21 protein-coding genes, 1 other RNA gene and 1 pseudogene are annotated in these 19609 nt (G+C 69.2%); 19 read left to right on the top strand and 4 right to left on the bottom strand.

What is annotated here, in order from left to right; translation table 11 throughout:
- Nucleotides 1–43 precede the first annotated feature (43 nt).
- Together FHG71_RS07185 and FHG71_RS07180 are read left to right on the top strand one after the other, a co-directional pair.
- Nucleotides 44–958, top strand: a complete 915-nt coding sequence (locus FHG71_RS07185) for a LysR family transcriptional regulator (RefSeq protein ID WP_218014047.1) — start codon at nucleotides 44–46, stop codon at nucleotides 956–958.
- 62 nt (nucleotides 959–1020) lie between these two features.
- Nucleotides 1021–1812: an inositol monophosphatase family protein gene (locus FHG71_RS07180; protein WP_139080946.1), complete on the top strand. Its 792-nt coding sequence runs from the start codon at nucleotides 1021–1023 to the stop codon at nucleotides 1810–1812.
- On the opposite strand, the gene FHG71_RS07175 is transcribed toward FHG71_RS07180, so the two are convergent.
- A complete protein-coding gene (locus FHG71_RS07175) occupies nucleotides 1809–2558 on the bottom strand; it encodes a rhomboid family intramembrane serine protease (RefSeq protein WP_139080945.1) in 750 nt (249 codons plus the stop codon). The two genes, FHG71_RS07180 and FHG71_RS07175, sit on opposite strands and share 4 nt — an antisense overlap.
- A 157-nt stretch (nucleotides 2559–2715) precedes the next feature.
- Here FHG71_RS07175 and FHG71_RS07170 point away from each other — a divergent pair.
- The 8 genes and pseudogenes from FHG71_RS07170 to FHG71_RS07135 all read left to right on the top strand — a co-directional run bounded on the left by FHG71_RS07170 (nucleotide 2716) and on the right by FHG71_RS07135 (nucleotide 7957).
- Nucleotides 2716–3368: pseudogene (locus FHG71_RS07170) on the top strand (ceramidase domain-containing protein).
- Nucleotides 3369–3395: 27 nt separating this feature from the next.
- Complete coding sequence (gene gatC, locus FHG71_RS07165; protein WP_139080944.1) at nucleotides 3396–3683, top strand: Asp-tRNA(Asn)/Glu-tRNA(Gln) amidotransferase subunit GatC; 288 nt, start codon at nucleotides 3396–3398, stop codon at nucleotides 3681–3683.
- Nucleotides 3680–5167, top strand: a complete 1488-nt coding sequence (gene gatA, locus FHG71_RS07160) for an Asp-tRNA(Asn)/Glu-tRNA(Gln) amidotransferase subunit GatA (protein WP_139080943.1) — start codon at nucleotides 3680–3682, stop codon at nucleotides 5165–5167. The genes gatC and gatA overlap by 4 nt, the downstream gene beginning before the upstream one ends.
- A 17-nt stretch (nucleotides 5168–5184) precedes the next feature.
- Nucleotides 5185–6045, top strand: a complete 861-nt coding sequence (locus tag FHG71_RS07155; protein WP_139080942.1) for a hypothetical protein — start codon at nucleotides 5185–5187, stop codon at nucleotides 6043–6045.
- Entirely contained in the window at nucleotides 6042–6710 is a 669-nt protein-coding gene (locus tag FHG71_RS07150; protein WP_139080941.1) for an N-acetylmuramoyl-L-alanine amidase, read from the top strand. Before FHG71_RS07155 ends, FHG71_RS07150 begins: the two co-directional genes overlap by 4 nt.
- 12 nt (nucleotides 6711–6722) lie before the next feature.
- An RNA gene (rnpB, locus tag FHG71_RS07145) (RNase P RNA component class A) lies at nucleotides 6723–7122 on the top strand.
- 103 nt (nucleotides 7123–7225) lie between these two features.
- Nucleotides 7226–7393: a 50S ribosomal protein L33 gene (rpmG, locus tag FHG71_RS07140; RefSeq protein WP_007799108.1), complete on the top strand. Its 168-nt coding sequence runs from the start codon at nucleotides 7226–7228 to the stop codon at nucleotides 7391–7393.
- A 72-nt stretch (nucleotides 7394–7465) separates the two neighbouring features.
- The gene (locus tag FHG71_RS07135; protein WP_139080940.1) at nucleotides 7466–7957 is read left to right on the top strand and encodes a GNAT family N-acetyltransferase; all 492 of its coding nucleotides are present in this window, start codon (nucleotides 7466–7468) and stop codon (nucleotides 7955–7957) included.
- Between the two features lie 55 nt (nucleotides 7958–8012).
- On the opposite strand, the gene FHG71_RS07130 is transcribed toward FHG71_RS07135, so the two are convergent.
- Together FHG71_RS07130 and FHG71_RS07125 are read right to left on the bottom strand one after the other, a co-directional pair.
- Entirely contained in the window at nucleotides 8013–8756 is a 744-nt protein-coding gene (locus FHG71_RS07130) for a Bax inhibitor-1/YccA family protein (protein ID WP_139080939.1), read from the bottom strand.
- Between the two features lie 113 nt (nucleotides 8757–8869).
- On the bottom strand, nucleotides 8870–9082 hold the full coding sequence (locus FHG71_RS07125) for a DUF1127 domain-containing protein (RefSeq protein WP_139080938.1): 213 nt from the start codon (nucleotides 9080–9082) through the stop codon (nucleotides 8870–8872).
- A gap of 138 nt (nucleotides 9083–9220) precedes the next feature.
- Between FHG71_RS07125 and FHG71_RS07120 the strand changes: the two genes are divergently transcribed.
- From FHG71_RS07120 to FHG71_RS07100, 5 genes are all read left to right on the top strand, one after another.
- Entirely contained in the window at nucleotides 9221–10120 is a 900-nt protein-coding gene (locus tag FHG71_RS07120) for a LysR family transcriptional regulator (RefSeq protein ID WP_139080937.1), read from the top strand.
- 163 nt (nucleotides 10121–10283) lie between these two features.
- Nucleotides 10284–10658 (top strand): helix-turn-helix domain-containing protein, encoded by a 375-nt coding sequence (locus FHG71_RS07115; RefSeq protein ID WP_139080936.1) that lies wholly within the window; start codon nucleotides 10284–10286, stop codon nucleotides 10656–10658.
- 60 nt (nucleotides 10659–10718) lie between these two features.
- Nucleotides 10719–11528, top strand: a complete 810-nt coding sequence (locus FHG71_RS07110) for an inositol monophosphatase family protein (protein WP_139080935.1) — start codon at nucleotides 10719–10721, stop codon at nucleotides 11526–11528.
- Nucleotides 11529–11615: 87 nt separating this feature from the next.
- Nucleotides 11616–12956, top strand: a complete 1341-nt coding sequence (locus FHG71_RS07105; RefSeq protein WP_139080934.1) for an 8-oxoguanine deaminase — start codon at nucleotides 11616–11618, stop codon at nucleotides 12954–12956.
- 102 nt (nucleotides 12957–13058) lie between these two features.
- Nucleotides 13059–13547, top strand: a complete 489-nt coding sequence (locus FHG71_RS07100; RefSeq protein WP_139080933.1) for a CAP domain-containing protein — start codon at nucleotides 13059–13061, stop codon at nucleotides 13545–13547.
- 5 nt (nucleotides 13548–13552) lie between these two features.
- Here FHG71_RS07100 and guaD read toward each other — a convergent pair whose 3' ends face one another.
- Entirely contained in the window at nucleotides 13553–14854 is a 1302-nt protein-coding gene (guaD, locus tag FHG71_RS07095) for a guanine deaminase (RefSeq protein WP_139080932.1), read from the bottom strand.
- A gap of 112 nt (nucleotides 14855–14966) precedes the next feature.
- Here guaD and mgtE point away from each other — a divergent pair, with 112 nt between their 5' ends.
- Genes mgtE through FHG71_RS07075 form a run of 4 tightly spaced genes read left to right on the top strand, consistent with a single transcriptional unit; the run spans nucleotide 14967 to nucleotide 19597 of the window.
- Entirely contained in the window at nucleotides 14967–16358 is a 1392-nt protein-coding gene (mgtE, locus tag FHG71_RS07090; RefSeq protein WP_139080931.1) for a magnesium transporter, read from the top strand.
- Nucleotides 16355–16912, top strand: a complete 558-nt coding sequence (locus FHG71_RS07085; RefSeq protein WP_139080930.1) for a 5-formyltetrahydrofolate cyclo-ligase — start codon at nucleotides 16355–16357, stop codon at nucleotides 16910–16912. Before mgtE ends, FHG71_RS07085 begins: the two co-directional genes overlap by 4 nt.
- A gap of 60 nt (nucleotides 16913–16972) precedes the next feature.
- Nucleotides 16973–17785, top strand: a complete 813-nt coding sequence (locus FHG71_RS07080; RefSeq protein WP_139080929.1) for a TIGR00282 family metallophosphoesterase — start codon at nucleotides 16973–16975, stop codon at nucleotides 17783–17785.
- A 33-nt stretch (nucleotides 17786–17818) separates the two neighbouring features.
- Nucleotides 17819–19597, top strand: coding sequence for an SLC13 family permease (locus tag FHG71_RS07075; RefSeq protein ID WP_139080928.1), 1779 nt, complete (start codon nucleotides 17819–17821; stop codon nucleotides 19595–19597).
- The last annotated feature ends 12 nt before the right edge of the window (nucleotides 19598–19609 follow it).

Here is a 19609-nt window from a genome sequence, read left to right as displayed (position 1 = left end):
TATGAGACAAATTCATAATCTTCAGCATCAACATGAGTTCCGTTTGCATATCGAGTTCCGCCACCTCCGCACGATCCAGGCGATCCACGAAACGGGCAGCCTCGCCGGGGCGGCCGACCTGCTGGGCCTCACGCAGTCGGCGCTCTCGCACCAGATCCGCGGCATCGAGGAGCAGGCGGGCGTGGAACTGTTCGTCCGCGCGACCCGTCCCCTGCGCCTCTCGCCCGCGGGCCAGCGCCTTCTCGCCGCCGCGCAAGCGATCCTGCCGCAGGTCGCCGCGCTCGAGGCGGAGTTCGCGAACCTGGAGGCCGGGCGGGCGGGCCGGATGCACGTCGCCATCGAATGCCACGCCTGCTTCGAATGGCTCCTCCCGGTGATGAACCAGTTCCGCAAGGCCTGGCCCGAGGTCGACATCGACATCCGCCCGGGCCTCGCCTTCGACGCCATGCCGGCGCTGCGGCGAGAGGAGGTGGACCTCGTCGTCTCCTCCGACCCCGAGGACCTGCCGGGCGTTCTCTTCAATCCGCTCTTCGACTACGAGCCCGTCCTGGTGGTCGCCGCCGGCCACCCGCTCGCCGCCAAGCCCGCCATCGAGGCCCGCGACTTCGCGCCCGAGACGCTCATCACCTATCCCGTGGACCGCACCCGGCTCGACGTCTTCACCGAGCTCCTCACGCCCGAGCGCGTGGAGCCCGCCGCCCTCCGGCCGGTCGAGCTGACCGCCATGATCCTCCTTCTTGTCGCCTCAGGGCGCGGGATCGCGGTGCTTCCCGACTGGGTCGTGCGCTCCACCGCGCGGGCCGACATGGATATCGTCACGCGCCCTCTGACCCGGAGCGGGCGGCCCATCGTCAAGCGCCTTTACGCGGCCACCCGGTCGGCGGACGCGACCCGCCCGTTCGTCGCCCACCTGATCCGCCTCGCCCGGCAGGAGGCCGTGCGGCTCCAGCGCGGCTGACCTTGTGACGGGGACGTTCTCCGGTCTATATGCGCGCCTTGACCTGCAAGGAGAGAGTGGGAATGGCCGGCAGCGCGAACATGAACGTGATGATCAAGGCCGCGCGCAAGGCCGGTCGGGGCCTCCTCAAGGACTTCGCCGAGGTCGAGCAGCTCCAGGTCTCGCAGAAGGGGCCCGGCGACTTCGTGTCCCGCGCCGACCGCCAGGCCGAGCAGACGGTGCGCGAGATGCTGATGGAGGCGCGGCCCACCTACGGCTTCCTGGGCGAGGAAGGCGGCGCCAAGGCGGGCGAGGACCCGACGCGCCGCTGGATCGTCGATCCGCTCGACGGAACCACGAACTACCTCCACGGCCTGCCGCACTGGGCGATCTCCATCGCGCTCGAACACAAGGGCAACATCGTCGCCGGCGTCGTCCACGACCCCGTGAAGGACGAGACCTTCTGGGCCGAGAAGGGCGAGGGCGCCTGGCTCAACGACACCCGCATCCGCGTCTCGGCCCGCTCGCGGCTCATCGACTGCCTCTTCGGCACCGGCATCCCCTTTGGCGCCAAGCGGACCCTGCCCGCGATGCTGCAGGACCTCGCCCGGCTCATGCCGGAATGCGCGGGCGTGCGGCGGCTGGGCTCGGCCTCGCTCGACCTCGCCTATGTCGCGGCGGGCCGCATCGACGGCTACTGGGAGCGCGAGACCTTTCCCTGGGACATCGCGGCGGGGATGCTGATCGTGGCCGAGGCCGGCGGCTTCGTGGGCCCGATCCGCGACGGCCACAAGCCGCTGGAGCATGGCGACCTCATCGCCGCCAACCCCGCGATCTTCGAGAAGTTCGCCGAGGTCGTCCGCGCCCGCCCCTAGCGGCGGCGCCTGACCTCCGGCACCCGCGACGGCGTGAGCGCCCCCCACTGGGCGTCGGGGTGCGGCGGATGGCCGTCGGTGCGGCTCCACCACGCCGCGCCCCCGCGCTTCAGCCAGGCGGGCACCATCATCACGAAGCCGATGGCGAAGCCCCCCGCATGGGCCCAGTAGGCGACGCCCCCGGTCAGCGGATCGGCCGCGAAGCCGCCGAAGACCTGTAGCACGAACCACAGCGCCAGCATGATCCAGGCCGGGATCGGGATGATCCGGATCAGGATGATGATGAAGATCAGCACGTCCACCTTGGCCTTGGGGAACAGGAGCAGGTAGCCCCCCATCACCGCCGCGATGGCGCCCGAGGCTCCCACGGTCGGGATGGGCGATTGCGGTCCCCCCGCCCACTGGCAGAGCCCCGCCCCGATCCCACCCAAGAGATAGAAGGCCAGAAAGCCCGCCCGCCCTAGCGCTTCCTCGAGGTTGTCGCCGAAGATCCAGAGGAACAGCATGTTCCCGATCAGGTGCATCCAGCCCCCGTGCAGGAAGGTCGAGGTGACGAGCGTCAGCAGATCCTGCCCCGCGCTGATCTCGGCCGGGATCATCGCATAGGCGTCGTAGAGCCGGTAGAGTTGCACCTCGCTCTGGATGCTCGACACCTGCCAGAAGTGGATCGCCACGTTGATGAGGATCAGCACGTAGGTGACGAAGGGCGTGCCTTGGGACGGGTTGTGGTCACGGATGGGGAACATGCGGGGCTCGCCATGGGGGTCAGCCGCAGGGTAGGGCATTCGCGCCCGACTCCAAGCGGAACACCTGATCCAACGGCTGGAATGCGTATTTGGGTCAAGTTGATGGGGCGCGCGAAAGACCTGACGCCCGGCGTGGCCTCGGGCTAGGCTGGCGCGCATGGACCGGATCGACGCCTATTGCGAGCGGCTGGGGCCCGGGTTCTGGGCCGAGCCGGTGAACGCGCTCACCAACGCAGCCTTTCTCCTGGTCGCGGCCCTCGCGTGGCGCCGCTGGCCGGACGAGCCTCTGTGCCGGGCGTTGTCGGCGATGTTGGGGGCGATCGGCCTCGGCAGCTTCCTGTTCCACACCTTCGCGACCCCCTGGGCCGCCGCGGCGGACACCCTGCCGATCCTGGGCTACATCCTCCTTTACGTCTTCGCCGCCCACCGGCGGATCTGGGGGCAGGGTGTCTGGGCCTCGCTTCTCTTCGCGGGGCTGACGATACCCTGGCTCGCGGTCCTCACCCCCGTCTTCGGCTCGCTGCCCTTCTTCGCGGCCTCGTCCTTCTACTGGCCGGTGCCGACCTTGATCCTTCTGCACGCCTGGCTCCTGCGCCGGCGAAGCCCCGCCACGGCGCGGGGCTTCGCGACCGGAGTCGCGATCCTGGCGGTCTCGCTGACCTTCCGCTCGCTCGACGAGGCCGTCTGCACGCCGTCCCGCTCGGCACGCATTTCCTGTGGCACATCCTCAACGCGGTCATGCTGGGTTGGATGATCGAGGTCCTGGGCCGGCACCGTCGCGCCCTTGCGGGGGAGGCGCTCCGGCGCTAACACCCCGCAAACCCCAGGGGACCCTCGATGGCCATCGACACCGACACCGCCCGGAAAGTGGCGCGCCTCGCCCGCATCCGCGTCGAGGAGGAGCGCCTGCCCGCCCTCGCGCGCGAGTTCGACGCGATCCTGGGCTTTATCGAGCAGCTGAACGAGGTCGACGTGGCGGGCGTGGAGCCCATGACCTCCGTCACCCCGATGCGCCTCAAGCGCCGCCAGGACGTCGTCACCGACGGCAACCGGCAGGCCGAGGTTCTGCTCAACGCCCCCGACGCGCGCGAGGGCTTCTTCGCCGTTCCCAAGGTGGTCGAATGACGGACCTGACGAAACTGACGCTTGCCCAGGCCCGCGACGGCCTGCGCGCCAAGGACTTCACCGCGCCCGAACTGACCGACGCCTATCTTGGCGCGATCGAGGCGGCGGACGCCCTCAACGCCTTCGTCCACAAGACGCCCGAGATCGCCCGCCGGCAGGCCGAGTTCGCGCAGACCCGACTGAAGATGGGCATGGCGCCGGACCTCTGCGGCGTGCCGCTGGGCATCAAGGACCTGTTCTGCACGACGGGCGTGCCCTCTCAGGCCGCCTCGCGCATCCTCGACGGGTTCCGGCCGCCCTACGACTCCACCGTGACCGAGCAACTGCACAAGCAGGGTGCGGTTATGCTGGGCAAGCTCAACATGGATGAGTTCGCGATGGGCTCGTCCAACGAGACCAGCGTCTACGGCAACGCCGTGAACCCCTGGCGACGCGCGGGCGACGCGACTTCGCTGACCCCCGGCGGCTCTTCGGGCGGCTCGGCGGCCGCGGTGGCTGCGGACCTCTGCGCGGCGGCCACGGGCACCGACACCGGCGGCTCGATCCGGCAGCCCGCGGCCTTCACCGGCATCGTGGGCATCAAGCCGACCTATGGCCGCGTGTCGCGTTGGGGCATCATCGCCTTCGCTTCCTCGCTCGACCAGGCGGGCCCAATGACCAAGGACGTGCGCGACGCGGCCATCATGCTGCGCGCGATGTGCGGGCATGACCCCAAGGACTCGACCTCGGCCGACCTGCCCGTGCCGGACTTCGAGTCGATGCTGACAGCCGACATCCGCGGCAAGGTCATCGGCCTGCCCCGCGAATACCGCATGGACGGCATGCTTGGGGAGATCGAGACGCTCTGGCATCGCGGCGCCGAGATGCTGCGCGACGCCGGGGCCGAGATCCGCGACATCTCGCTGCCGCACACGAAATATGCGCTGCCCGCCTATTACGTGATCGCGCCCGCCGAGGCCTCCTCGAACCTCGCCCGCTACGACGGCGTCCGCTTCGGCCGCCGCGCGAAGCTGTCGCAGGGCGACGGCATCACCGAGATGTACGAGAAGACCCGCGCCGAAGGCTTCGGCTCCGAGGTGCAGCGCCGCGTCATGGTCGGCACCTACGTCCTTTCGGCCGGCTACTACGACGCCTACTACAACCGCGCCCGCAAGGTGCGCACGCTCATTAAGCGCGACTTCGAGCGGGCCTTCGCGGAGGGCATCGACGCGATCCTGACCCCCGCCACCCCGTCCTCCGCCTTCGGTCTGGGCGAGATGGCGAGCGCCGACCCGGTGCAGATGTATCTGAACGACGTGTTCACCGTGACGGTGAACCTTGCGGGGCTGCCGGGCATCTCGGTGCCGGCCGGGCTCGACGGGCAGGGTCTGCCGCTCGGGTTGCAACTCATCGGCCGGCCGTGGGAGGAGGGCGACCTCCTGAACCTGGCCTATTCACTGGAACGTGCAGTGGGCTTCAAGGCGAAGCCCGGTAAGTGGTGGTGAACGACGTGGAGAGACACATGCGCGCCTTCCTGGTCCTCGGCCCCGTGGCCCTTGTCGCGGCCTGCGCGGCGCCGGCCCCGGATCCGGGCGTGGGCTTCGGGTCCTATGACCAGTACGCCGCGCAGCGCGAGGCCTCCCTGACCGGCCAGCCCATGGGCGGCTTCGTGTCTTCAGGAGCCGTGCCGACCTCGCCCTATGGCTTCGCCACCCCCATGGCGCCCGCGTCCGCCGGCGCCATCCCGAGCACGTCGCTTGCCGCGGCCGGGATTGGCGTGGTCCCCGTGGCCTCCGCCCCGCTCGGCGCCCCGGGCGCGGCCCTGCCTTCCTCGCCCGGAGGTCTTGTCACAGTAGCGTCGAGCGGCGTCGCGGGCGACGTGAACACCCTGCGCGCCTCGGGCGTCGAGGCTTCGCCCAGCAACGCCGCGCCGACGCTTGTCGGGGCTCTGCCGGTGGCGAATCCCACGGTTCCGTCCTCGACGGGCGGTATCTCGGACGAGCAGGACTTCGAAGCCGTCTCCTCACGCGAGACCATCGAGTCCGACGCCGCCCGCCGCGCGGCGCAGGCGGCGCAATATCAGGTGGTCCAGCCGCAGGCGCTGCCGCCGCCGCCCGCGAACGCCGGCCCGAACATCGTCGAGTACGCGCTCAACGTGCCCAACGCCAAGGGGCAGGAGTGGTACTCGCGCTTCATCCTGTTCTCGAGCGAGAACCGCATGCTGCGCAACTGCGCCGACTACGCGACCCCGGACGACGCACAGCGCGACTTCCTGGCCCGTGGCGGACCCGAGCGTGATGCGCGTGGGCTCGATCCCGATGGGGACGGCTTCGCCTGCGCCTGGGATCCGGCGCCCTTCCGCGCGGCGGTGGGCCGGAACTGAGTCTCTCGCCCAACCACGGCGAGCGGCGAGGCGACGCCCGGCCCGACCTCGTGGTGCTGCACTACACCGCCATGGCCTCGACTCGCGAGGCCTTGGCGCGTCTCTGCGACCCCGTGGCCGAGGTCTCGGCGCATTATCTTATCGCCGAGGACGGCGAAGTGATCGCGCTTGTACCCGAGGAGCGGCGAGCCTGGCATGCAGGGGCGGGACGCTGGGGCGAGGTCCGGGACATCAACTCCCGCTCCATCGGCATCGAACTGTCGAATCGGGGGACGCATCCCTATGCGCAGCCGCAGATGCGGGCCTTGGAGCATCTGCTGGACGGGCTTCTGTCCCGCTGGACGATTCCTCCGGAACGGGTGATCGGCCATTCCGACATGGCGCCGGCCCGCAAGCTAGATCCCGGTCCCCGGTTCGATTGGCGCCGCCTGGCCCGCGCTGGGCTGTCGGTCTGGCCCGAGGAGGCCGAGGCCGAGGAGGCCGAGCTCTCGCCCTCGTTGCGCTCCTTCGGCTACGATCCGGCCCTGCCGGTCGATGTGTTGCTGACGGCCTTCCGGTGGCGCTTCCGGCCCTGGGCCTCGGGCCCGGCCTCACCTCGGGACGCAGGAGCTGCGCTGGACCTGTCACGCCGCTTTCCCGTTGACCGCCGGGCGGGCGAAGCCTAGAGGGGCCCTCGCGCGGATGGCCGGATGACCGCGGGGGCCGCAAGGTCCACGAGGAAAGTCCGGACTCCGGAAAGCACGGTGCCGGGTAACGCCCGGCCGGGGAAACCCGAGGGAAAGCGCCACAGAGAACAGACTACCCGTCGGACCGGAGGTTCGCCAAAGGAGCATCCGGCGGGAAAAGGTGAAACGGTGGGGTAAGAGCCCACCGCGGGACGGGCAACCGGACCGGCACGGCAAGCCCCACCGGGAGCAATGCCAAATAGGGACCCCGCGCCGGCAACGGCAGGCGCGCTTCCGCCCAGGGGTCCGGGTTGGCAGCTAGAGGCGCGTCGGCAACGGCGGGCCAAGAGGAATGGTCATCCAGGGGGAGCGATCCTCCGGACAGAATCCGGCTTACAGGCCATCCGCGCATCCTCGCCCCTGCCGCTTTCGGGTTGACTACGCGCGGCCCGTGGCTAAAAGGCAGGCTTCATCCGAGATTCACGCGGGCCCGCTCCCGCGACGGGAGCATAACCATGGCCAAGCCGACCACCATCAAGATCCGCCTCAACTCGACGGCCGGGACCGGGCACTTCTACGTCACCAAGAAGAACGCCCGTACCATGACCGAGAAGATGACTGTGCGGAAGTACGACCCCGTCGTGCGCAAGCACGTCGAGTACAAGGAAGGCAAGATCAAGTAATCCGCCTTCCACGGATCGACTCGACGGGGCCGCGTGCGAACCACGCGGCCCCTTTTCGTTCCGAGGTGCCTCATGCTGACGATCCGCCGCGCGACGCCCGAGGACATCAGTGCCGTCGACGCGCTTCTGGCGCGATCCTATGGGCCGCTCCTGCGGGCGGACTATCCGCCCTCGACCCTGGTGCTCGCGTTGCCTCGCATGGCGCGGGCTCAGCCGGCGCTCTTCCGTTTCGGCCGCTACTTCCTGGCCGAAGAGGGCCGCCATCTCCTCGGGTCGGGTGGCTGGTCTATTGAGCCGCCTGGAGGCGGCGCGACGGTATCTGGGCTGGGTCATGTCCGGCACGTGGCGACCGACGCCCGTGCGGCGCGCCGAGGCGTCGGACGAGCCATCATGGGACGGGTGCTCGAAGAGGCCAAGGGGGCCGGAATGGAGCGGCTCTCCTGTCTGTCCACGCTCACGGCCGTTCCCTTCTATGCGGCCCTGGGCTTTCGCGAGGGGCCTCGGGTGACGCTCGCCTTCGGAGGCGCCCCATTCGCGGCCGTCGAGATGGAGTGCGATCTCTGAATGCGAAAAGGGCCGGCGTCGCCGCCGGCCCCCTGTCGTCGTCATGTCGCGCGCATCACTCGCGCTGGCTGCCCATGAACTGGAGCAGGAACATGAAGATGTTGATGAAGTTCATGTACAGGTTCAACGCGCCGAGGATCGCCGACTTGCCAAGCCATTCCGCGTCGCCATAGGTCGCGTGCTGCACGTAGTCGACCTTGATGCGCTGCGTGTCATAGGCGGTCAGGCCGGCAAAGATCAGCAGGCCGATGATCGACACCGCAAAGGCGATGGCGGGCGAGCCCAGGAAGATGTTGATGATCGAGGCCGCGATGAGCCCGATCAGGCCCATGATGAGGAACGAGCCCCAGCCCGAGATGTCGCGCTTGGTGGTGTAGCCCCATAGCGACAGGCCCGCGAAGGCAATAGCCGTCACGAGGAACGTCTGCGCGATGGAGACGCCGGTGAAGGCCGCGAAGATCCAGGCGATCGACAGCCCCATCAACGCGGCGAAGACGTAAAAAAGCCCCTGCAGGCCGGCCGCCGAAACGCGGTTCACCATGCCGCCGATCACGAACACGAAAGCGAGCGGCGCGAACATGGCAATCCAGCCCAGGATGTTGGGCTGCAGCGTCGCCGGATCGCGGAACGCCGACAGGAGCACGGGCGACGAGCCCACGGCCCAGGCGACGGCACCTGTCACCAGCATGCCCACGGACATCGTGCCGTAGACCTTGTTCATGTGGGCGCGCAGCCCTTCGTCGATCCGCGCGGCCCGGGCGCCGGCCGTCGTCGCGCGGATCGTGGTGTAGTCAGCCATTTGACCCCCCCTGAGTTGCATTCAACGGCACCGCTTTGAACGGCAGTACCCTTGGGCCAGCATATTGGGGGAGCCAGAGTTCAATTCAAGACGGTCCGTCCCGTTGCAGCCGCCTAGCGCAGCCAGTGATGCGGCGCATTCCATATGGGCTGATCGGCCTCCCGTCGTGCCTCGGTCCGGTCGAGCCCGATGTCGCGCAGGAGATGGTCGTCGAGACAGCCCAGGTTCCGCCGGGACCGCTGGAGCGCGAGGCGGGTCAGCAGCCGTGACAGGCTGATGATCGGGCGGCGCGAGATAGTATCGGCAAAGATGGATAAGCTGGTCATGGCAGTCTCTCCGCTGATCGATGTGCGGTCAATGATAGTGATGAAAGGAGGTGTAGGCATTCCGGTGCTTGATATATCATACTGGCTAGTCCATAAGTGAAATGAATGTTTGATGTCTCTGATATCAAGGATCGAGATATGCCTCGGAACTTGGACCTGACGGCCCTGCGCTCTTTCGTCACCGTGGCCGATACCGGCGGGGTGACCCGGGCGGCGGGGCTCCTGAACCTCACGCAATCGGCGGTGTCGATGCAACTGAAGCGGCTGGAGGACTCGACGGGGCTCGCCCTGATCGACCGTTCCGGCCGGGGCGTGGCCCTGACCCCCATGGGCGAGCAACTTCTCAGCTACGCGCGGCGGATGCTCGCGCTCAACGACGAAGCTTGGGGGCGGCTCACACGCTCCGATCTGGAAGGCGAGATCACGCTCGGCGTGCCCCACGACATCGTCTACCCGGCGATCCCTCGGGTGCTGCAGCGCTTCGCGGCCGAGTATCCGAAGGTGAAAGTGAACCTGCTGTCCTCGTTCACGCTCCGTCTCCAGGAGGAGTTCGCGAAAGGCGAGATCGACGTGATCCTGACCACCGAGGACGCTCCTGCTGCCGAGTGCCTGGGCGAACGTTCGCTGACTTGGATCGGGGCTCCGGGGGGCCAGGCCTGGCGAGGCCGCCCGCTGCGCCTTGCGCTCGAATCTCAATGCATCTTCCGCAAGGGGGTCCAGCGGCGGCTCGACCGGGAGGGCATCCCTTGGGAGGCAGCGGTCGAGGGGTCGTCCACCCGCACCAACGAGGCCATTGTGAGCGCCGATCTGGCCGTCTTCGTCCAGATCGACGGCGCGCAGGCGCCGCACTTGGAGCGTGTCGCGCACGGCGGGCTCCTGCCAGATCTGTGGTCGGTCCACATTAACCTTTATGCGAGGGAGCCGGCCCGTATCGCGGCACAGGAGGATCTCGTCGAGTTGATCCGGCGGGAGCTTCGATCATCATCCGGTTCCAAGGCTCGTCCGGGTGTCGAAACCTTCGCCGAAACCCTGGCCTGATCGCGAATGTTTGCCGGTGCCCGACCTGACCAAAAGGTAAAGGTGACTTGTTCAACCTATCCGTGTTCTGCTGCGGGCGCGTACAGAACTATATTCGGGCGCTGCCGTTCGGGCTGACCGGTCGCCCCCGGCAGAACAAGAATGCATGACAAGGAAGGTCACTATGAAGCATCCGGTCGATGTGCATGTCGGCAAGCGTATCCGGCATCGCCGCTGGACGTTGGGAACGACCCAGCAGCAGCTGGCGGACAAGGTTGGCATCAAGTTCCAGCAGATCCAAAAGTACGAGACCGGGGCCAACCGTGTCAGCGCCTCGCGGCTGTGGGACATCGCCGGGGCGCTTGGTGTTCCCGTGTCCTTCTTCTTCGAGGGCATGGATGGTCAGGCCCGGCCCGAGCTGGCCGGAGGGCCCGCGATGCCCGACGACATCCTGTCGGATCGCGAGGCGCTGGAACTTCTGCGGTCCTACTACGCAATCCCCGAGGCGCAGCGTCGCCGTCTCTTCGACCTGGCCCGCGTCCTGAGCGATGCCGCCTGACTTGACCGCGTCCCTCCGCCCGATCACCTTCCGGGCGATCGCGGACGCGGAGCAAGCCCCATGCGCCAGACCCTGACATCCGAGACGCAGGCGGAGCTGATCCGAACGGCGCATGCCTTGGCTGATGCAGCCCGGCCCGTGACGCTGCGCCATTTCCGCACCGGCATCGCATCGGACGACAAGGGATCCAATGCCGGGGGGCGCTTCGATCCGGTGACCGAAGCCGACCGGGCGGCCGAGCGGTCCATGCGCGAGGTCCTGGCCCGCGAGCGTCCCGAGGACGCCATCCTGGGCGAGGAATACGGGCCGAAGACTGGCACCAGCGGCCTGACCTGGGTTCTGGACCCTATCGATGGCACGCGCGGCTACATCAGCGGCACGCCCACCTGGGGGGTTCTCATCTCGGTCGCCGATGAATGGGGGCCGCTCTTCGGTCTCATCGACCAGCCCTATATCGGCGAACGATTCGAAGGCGGCTTCGGGCGGGCGTTCGTGCAGGGGCCGCGGGGGCGATCCGATCTGCGGGTAGGGCCCGTGCGAGGGCTGGAAGAGGCGACGATCCTCACGACCTTTCCCGAAATCGGCACCGAGGCCGAGCGCGCCGCCTTCCGGCGTGTGGCCGACTGCGCGCGACTCGTGCGCTACGGGATGGATTGTTACGCCTATGCGCTGCTGGCGGCAGGGCAGGTGGATCTGGTCATCGAAGCGGGGTTGCAGCCCTATGACGTGCAGGCCCCCATCGCTGTGGTGACGGCGGCCGGCGGGCTGGCGACGGCTTGGGACGGAGGGCCCGCGCATGGTGGCGGGCGCCTTCTCGCCGCGGCGAACCCGGCGATCCATGCGGCGGCCATGGAGCTGCTGGCCGGATAGGCAGGATGCCGTGCTGGAAGCGACTGTCGGCGTGACAGAAGCGGGCCGATGGGGCAGGCAGGGGCCGCAATCCCGGAGGACGCCACCATGCCCGACCTGCTGATCCGCAACGCCGACCTGTGCCTGACGATGGACGACGCCTCGCGCGAGATTGCCGGCTGCGACGTTCTGGTGCGAGGCGGGGTGATCGCCGATGTGGGTCCAAGGCTGAACGCGCCGGGAGCGGAGGTGGTCGAGGCCGCGGGATGCCTGCTCACGCCGGGGTTCGTGAACACTCACCACCACCTCTACCAGACGCTGACCCGCGCCGTACCGGGGGCGCAGGACGCACTCCTTTTCGGCTGGCTGCGCCGGCTCTACCCAATTTGGGCCCGGTTCGGGCCCGAGGAGATGTTCGTCTCGGTTCAAGTAGGTCTCGCGGAACTGGCGCTCTCCGGCTGCACGCTGACCTCGGACCATCTTTATCTGTTCCCGAACGGGGCGCGTCTGGACGACACGATCGCCGCGGCGCAGGAGGTCGGCCTGCGCTTTCATCCGACCCGCGGCGCGATGAGCATCGGCGAGAGCGCGGGCGGCCTGCCGCCCGATTCGCTGGTCGAGGCCGAAGCGGCGATCCTGGAGGACTGCCTCCGAGTGATCGACACGTTTCATGACTCGGACGAGGGTGCGATGGTGCGGGTCGGCGTCGCGCCCTGCTCGCCCTTCTCGGTCAGCCGGGACCTGATGCGCGAGGCGGCGCTCCTCGCCCGCGACAAGGGGGTCATGCTGCACACCCACCTCGCCGAGAACGACGAGGACGTCGCTTATTCGCTGGAGCGCTTTGGCTGCCGCCCCGGCCAGTATGCCGAGGATCTGGGTTGGACCGGACCCGACGTCTGGCATGCCCATTGCGTCAGGCTCGACGAGGCCGAGATCGGGCTCTTCGCCCGGAGCCGGACGGGGGTCGCGCATTGCCCCTGCTCGAACTGCCGGTTGGGATCGGGGATCGCGCCGCTCCGGGCCATGCGGGACGCAGGCGTGCCGGTCGGGCTGGGCGTCGACGGCTCGGCCAGCAATGACGCGGGGAACCTGATGCTGGAGGCGCGGCAGGCGATGCTTCTCCAGCGCGTGGCACAGGGTGCCGACGCCATGAGCGCGCGCGAGGCTCTTTGGATCGCGACGCGGGGCGGGGCGGAGGTGCTGGGCCGTCCCGACTGCGGGCGGATCGCCGTCGGCGCGCGCGCGGACCTTGCGCTTTGGGACCTTCGGGGTGTCGAGGCGGCGGGAAGCTGGGATCCGGCTGCGCTTCTTCTTGCCGGGCCGAGCCGCGTTCGCGATCTCTGGGTCGAGGGCCGCCGCATCGTGGCCGGAGGCCATCTGGTGAGCGTCGATCTGCCGACAGTGTTGGAGAGGCAGAGACGGCTGGCGCGGAACCTCGCCGACTGTTGAGCGATGTGATGCCGTTCCTGAAAGGTGACGCAACTCGGCCACTGCAATGCCAGGTTGAATCGGGACAGTGGGGCTGTCTGATCCCATGCCCGAGCGACACCGATGCGACTTCCTTCCGCCTTCCTGGCGACGCTGCTGGCCTTCGGCCTTCTGCTCTCTGGCCCATGGCCAGCCGCCGCGGGTTCGACCGAAGGCGGTTCCGCTTCGTCGGATTCGAACTCGTCGCGGATGAGCTTTGGCGATGCGCTCAACGCGATGCGGGCCCAGAACGGGCTGGGCGCGTTGCGCGAGGACCGCATCCTGCAGGCCGCCGCCCAGGCCTATGCCGAGGAGATGGCCCGCACCGGGAGCCATTCCCATACCGGACCCGATGGCTCGACGGTGGTGGACCGTGCTCGGCGGGCGGGTTGCCGGGGCAGGGGCTATTTCGCCGAGAACATCGCCTGGGGACAGGACAGCGCAGGCGATACCTTCGCGGGCTGGTCGGCTTCGGCCGGGCACCGGGCCAACATGCTGGGACCGAACTACGGGGTCTATGGCCTGGGGCAGGCGGGCGGCATGTGGGTCCTGATGTTCGCCGACGGCTGCTGAAGGCGTCAGGCTGGCCGCGGCGCTGAACGGCCGGCGACCCAGGTCGCGCGCACCGCGCGGTCGTCGCCCATCATGATCGTGGGGAAGACCGTGTCCCACAGCCCTTCGGCCCGTGCCGCCCGCTGGGCGATCGCCGGGGTGGAGGCAAGGTCCAGCACGACCAGGTCGGCCTCGGCCCCCGGCCCCAGGCGTCCCACCAAGCCATCCAGATGCAGCGCCCGCGCCGAGCCCTCGGTCGCGAGCCACAGGAGTTGCGCCGGATGGACCGCTGTTCCGCGAAGCTGCGAGATCTCGTAGGCCGCGGCCATCGTCCGCAGCATCGAGAAGGACGACCCACCCCCGGTGTCGGTAGCCAGGCCCACCGAGAGGCCGCGGCGCTTGAGGCCAACGAGGTCGAACAGCCCCGAGCCGATGAAGGTGTTCGAGGTCGGGCAATGGACCACCGCCGCGCCCACCTCCTGCAGTCGGTCGATCTCGCGCGGCTCCAGATGGATCGCGTGGCCATAGAGCCCGCGCGGGCCGAGAAGGCCGAAGGACTCGTAGGTGTCGAGATAGTCGCGCGCCTGCGGATAGAGGTCGCGCATCCAGGCGATCTCGTCCACCTGCTCGCTCAGGTGTGTCTGCATGAGGCAGGTAGGGTTCGCGGCCCAGAGCGCGCCCAGCGCCTCCAGTTGCGCCTCGGTCGAGGTGGGCGAGAAGCGGGGTGTGATGGCATAGGTCGCCCGCCCCCGGCCGTGCCAGCGCTCGATCAGGCGCGCGCTCTCGTCGTAGGCCGACTGCGCGGTGTCGCGGAGGCCGGGCGGCGCCGTGTCGCGGTCCATGCAGGTGCGTCCTGCCACGATCCGCATCCCGCGCGCCTCGGCCGCTGAGAACAGCGCGTCGGCCGAGCCCTCGTGGATCGTGCCGAACGAGCAGAGCGTCGTCGTCCCGTGCCGGAGCGCGAGGTCGAGCGTCTCTTCGGCTACCGCCTTGGCATAGGCCGGGTCGGCGAAGCGCATCTCCTCGGGAAAGGTATAGGTGTTGAGCCAGTCGATCAGTCGCTTGCCCCAGGAGGCGATGATCCGTGTCTGGGGGTAGTGCATGTGGGCGTCCACGAAGCCCGGCAGGATCAGGTCGCGCCCATAGTCCGTGACGGTGGCCTGCGGGTGCGCCGCTTGCAGCGACGCCCTGTCGCCCACCACCGCGATGCGCCCATCCGCGATCAGCACGCCCCCGCGCTCGTGATGGCTCACGCAGTCCGTCCAGGGCTGGAGGAAAGGGTCGCCGGTGAAGGACAGGGTCTGGCCGAGAAGGAGCTGCGTGGTCATGGCGCCACCCTAGGAGGGCGTCCGGCGGGTTGCAAACGGGCTGCTCCCGGTTGCCCCCGCACCGAAAATCGCTAGGGTCCGCCACGAGGCCGGCCAGCGCAGGGAGGAACGGATGGACGATCGATCCGGCGTGACCCCCCGCGTGCCCGAGGACGAGGAGGACGAGTTCGGCCTCGCGCCCCGCCTCGTCGACGAGGTGCTGGACGCCGTTGCGGCGCGTGACCCGCTGGCGCTGGACGCCCTGCTCGATCCGCTCCACGCCGCCGATATCGCCGACCTTCTGGAGCAGATCGCCCCGAACGAGCGCCGGGCGCTTCTGGCGCTCTGGAAGGGCGGGGTCGACGGCGAAATCCTGTCGGAACTCGACGAATCGCTGCGCGAAGAGGTGATCGAGGCGCTGAGCCCCGGCGAGCTCGCGCTCGCGGTGCAGGACCTGGAGACCGACGACGTCGTGGACCTCGTAGAGGATCTCGACGCCGAGGGGCAGGCCGAGGTTCTGGCGGCGCTGCCGGCCGCCGACCGGATCGCGGTCGAGAAGGCCCTCGCCTATCCCGAATACTCCGCCGGCCGTCTCATGCAGTCCGAGGTGGTGCGCGCGCCCTCGCATTGGACCGTAGGGGACGCGATCGACTTTCTGCGGTCGGGCATCACGCTGCCCGACCAGTTCTACCACGTCGTGTTGGTGGACCCGCGACTGAAGCCCGTGGGCTACGTGACGCTGGGCCGCATCCTGAGCTCGCGCCGCGACGCGCGGATGCGCGACATCAGCGAGGACAGCTTCCGCACCTTTCATGTCGAGGACGAGCAGGGCGACGTCGCGCGGGCCTTCGAGAAGTATCATCTGATCTCGGCCCCCGTGGTGGACGACGACGACCGGCTGGTGGGCGTCATCACCATCGACGACGCCATGACGGTGCTGGACGAGGAGCACGAGGAGGACATCCTGCGCCTCGCGGGCGTGGGCGAAGGGGCGCTGTCGGACAGCGTGCTCGACACCATCCGCGGACGGCTGCCCTGGCTGGTGGTCAACCTCGGGACGGCGGGGCTCGCGGCCTTCGTCATCTCGCGCTTCGAAGGGACGATCCAGGCGCTGGTGGCGCTGGCGGCGCTCATGCCGATCGTGGCCTCCATGGGGGGCAACGCCGGCACGCAGTCGCTGACCGTGGCGGTCAGGGCGCTGGCCACGCGCGACCTCACCCGCTCGAACGCCTGGCGGGTGATCCGGCGAGAGGCGGCGGTGGGCCTTCTCAACGGGCTCATCCTGGCCCTGGTCCTGGGCGGGCTGACGGTGCTGCTGTTCGGGTCCTGGGCGCTGGGGGGCGTGATCGCGGCGGCGCTGGTCATCAACCTGCTCGCGGCGGCGCTGGCGGGCGTCTTCGTGCCTCTCCTCCTCGAACGGATCGGGGTGGACCCGGCCCTGGCCTCGGGCACCTTCGTGACGACGGTCACGGACGTTGTCGGCTTCTTCTCCTTCCTTGGGCTTGCGACGGTGGTGCTGCTGTGACCGACCTTTCCTCCATCAAGGCCGATGCCCGCGCCCGCGCCTTTGCCCGCCGCAAGGATGCCTGGGGACAGGGCCACCCGGCGCAGGCGGGGCTCCTGATGCAGGTGCTGGAGGCCCATCGGGGCCGTCCCCTGGCCGGCTACCTGCCCATGCGGACCGAGATCGACCCGCTGCCCGCCATGGTCGAGGCCGTCCGGCACGGGCCGGTGGGCGTGCCCGTCACGCCGCGCATCGGCCTGCCTCTCACCTTCCGCCGCTGGACCCCGGGCTGCGAGATGCTCGACGGCGGCTTCGGGACGCAGATCCCGGCCTCGGGCGAGGAGGTTGCGCCCGAGGTGCTGATCGTCCCTCTCGTCGCCTTCGACCGCCAGGGCGGGCGGCTGGGCTATGGCGGCGGCTTCTACGACCGGACCCTGGCCGCCCTGCGCGCGCAGGGGCCTATGACCGCGATCGGCTTCGCCTGGGCCGCCCAGGAGGACGAGGGCCTGCCCCTGGAGGAAACCGACGCGCCGCTCGATGTCATCGTGACCGAGAGCGAGATCATCCGGCCCTGAGGGCGGACGATCCATCGGCTCCGGCTTGTCAGCACCGTTCCGCCCCCCTAGACGGGGGGCATGAGACTTCTGTTCCTGGGCGATGTGATGGGCCGAGCCGGCCGCGCTGCCGTGGCCGAGCGGCTGCCGGCCCTGCGCAAGGAGTGGCGGCTCGACTTCGTGGTCGTCAATGCCGAGAACTGCTCGGGCGGCATGGGCCTCACGCCCGAGCACGCGCGGGTGCTGCTGAACGCGGGGGCCGACGTGCTCACGCTCGGCGACCATGCCTTCGACCAGAAGGAGATGGTCCCGTTCATCGAGCAGGAGCCGCAGATCGTCCGTCCCCTGAACTTCGCCAAGAGCGCGCCGGGGCGCGGGCACCGGGTCTATGACGCGCCGGGCGGGCGCAAGGTGCTGGTGGCGCAGGTCTTGGGGCAGGTGTTCATGAAGCGGCCCTTCGACGACCCCTTCTCGGCCGTGGATGGCGTGCTGCGGGCGCATCCGCGCGGCGGGCTGGTGCAGGCGTCCCTGATCGACATGCACGCCGAGGCCACCTCGGAGAAGATGGCCATGGGCCATTTCTGCGACGGGCGGGCGAGCGTCGTCGTCGGCACCCATACACATGTCCCCACCGCCGACGTGGTGATCCATTCGGGTGGCACCGCCTACCAGTCGGACGCGGGCATGTGCGGCGACTACGACTCGATCATCGGGATGCAGAAGGACGAGCCCATGCGCCGCTTCATCACCGGCATGGGGCGCGACCGCTTCACCCCGGCGCTGGGCGAGGCCACGCTGGCGGGCCTTTACGTCGAGACCGAGGACCGCACGGGCCGCGCCACGCGCGCCGTGCCGGTGCGCCTGGGGGGCCGTCTGCCCGAGGCGCGGCCCTGACGGCATGACGTCGCGGCGCGGGAGTTCCTGACCATGTTCGGCCTTGCCATCCCGGCGGAGATGCAGCCCTGGGCGGCCATCGTCGTCATGCTGCTGATGTTCGTGGCCTTCATGCGGGAGCGCTATCCCGTGGAGGTCGTCGCCATCGTGGGCGCCGCCGCGCTGCTGGTGACCGGCATCCTGCCCATGGACGGCGCGCTCGACGTGTTCTCGAACAGCGCGCCCTGGACCATCGTGGCCATGCTCATCCTCGTGGGGGCGCTGGTGCGGACGGGGGGCCTGAGCTTCATCGGCGCCCTCGCGTCGCGGCACGTGGAGGCGCGGCCGCGGCTCACCCTCGGGCTCATCTGCGCGGGCATCGTTCTCGGGTCGGCCTTCATCAACAACACGCCCATCGTCGTGGTGATGTTGCCGGTCTTCATCCAGCTCGCCCGGCAGATGAAGCTCGCGCCCTCCAAGCTTCTGATCCCGCTCAGCTACCTCACGCTGCTGGGGGGGTGCATGACGCTCCTGGGCACCTCGACGAACCTCGTGGTGGCGGGGGTGGCGCGGGACGCGGGGCTCGAGCCCTTCCACATCTTCGAGATGACCTCCGTGGGCCTGCCCGTGGCCGTCGCGGGGGCGCTCTACCTCGCGCTGCTGGGGCCGCGGCTGCTGCCCGACCGCAAGAGCATGGCGGATTTCGTGACCGACCGCTCGAAGATGCGCTTCTTCACCGAGGTCGTCATCCCCGAGAGCAGCAACCTGATCGGGCGCGAGGTGCTGGGGGTCCAGCTCTTCAAGCGCGAGGGGGTGCGGCTCGTGGACGTGATCCGGGGCGACGCCTCGCTCCGACGCGATTTCGAGCACGTCACGCTTCAGGCCGGGGACCGGATCGTGCTGCGGACGGCGATGACCGAGCTGCTCTCGCTCCAGCAGGACAAGTCCCTGCGGCGCGTGGACCAGCTCTCCTCGGTGCCGACCACGACCGTCGAGGCGCTGATCGCCGCCGACTGCCGGATGGTGGGACGCCGCCTGGGCGACCTGCGGCTGCGCCGCCGCTACGGCGTCTATCCGCTGGCCGTCCACCGGCGCGACAAGAACTTCGGCACGAACCTCGACGACGTGGTGGTCCGGCCGGGCGACACGCTGCTTCTGGAAGGGACGGCCGAGGACATCCAGCGGCTGGCGCAGGACCAGAACCTTGTGGACATCGCGCATCCCGCGAGCCGCGCCTATCGCCGGGGCCACGCCCCCATCGTGATCGCCACCATGGCGGCGGTGGTGGGGCTGTCGGCCTTCGAGGTCGCGCCCATCGAGATCCTGGCGCTTCTGGGCGTCGCGGTGGTGCTGGTCACGCGCTGCATCGACTCGGACGAGGCCTTCGGCTTCATCGACGGGCGGCTCCTGGCCATGCTCTTCGCGATGCTGGCGGTGGGCGAGGCGCTGGAGCGGTCGGGCGCGGTCGAGCTGATCGTGGATGGCATCGCGCCGGTCATGGCCGGCTGGCCTCCGGTGCTGACCATCTTCGCCATTTATGCGCTCTGCTCGCTGCTGACCGAGCTCCTGAGCAACAACGCGGTCGCCGTGGTGGTGACTCCGGTCGCCATCGGGCTCGCGCAGACGCTGGGGCTCGATCCGCGCCCGGTCCTGATCGCGGTGATGCTGGGGGCCTCCTTCGGCTTCGCCACGCCCATCGGCTACCAGTGCAACCTGCTGGTCTATGGACCGGGCGGCTACAGGTTCAGCGACTTCCTGAAGGTGGGCATCCCGCTCAACATCCTGGCGGGGATCGTGGCGAGCCTGACGATCCCGCTGTTCTGGGACCTGTGACGCAGGCGCCGC

Source organism: Rubellimicrobium roseum, from assembly GCF_006152145.1.
Classification (GTDB): Bacteria; Pseudomonadota; Alphaproteobacteria; order Rhodobacterales; family Rhodobacteraceae; genus Rubellimicrobium; species Rubellimicrobium roseum.
The sequence above is the reverse complement of the archived record's forward strand: the minus strand, read 5'-3'. Positions and strand labels throughout refer to the sequence as shown.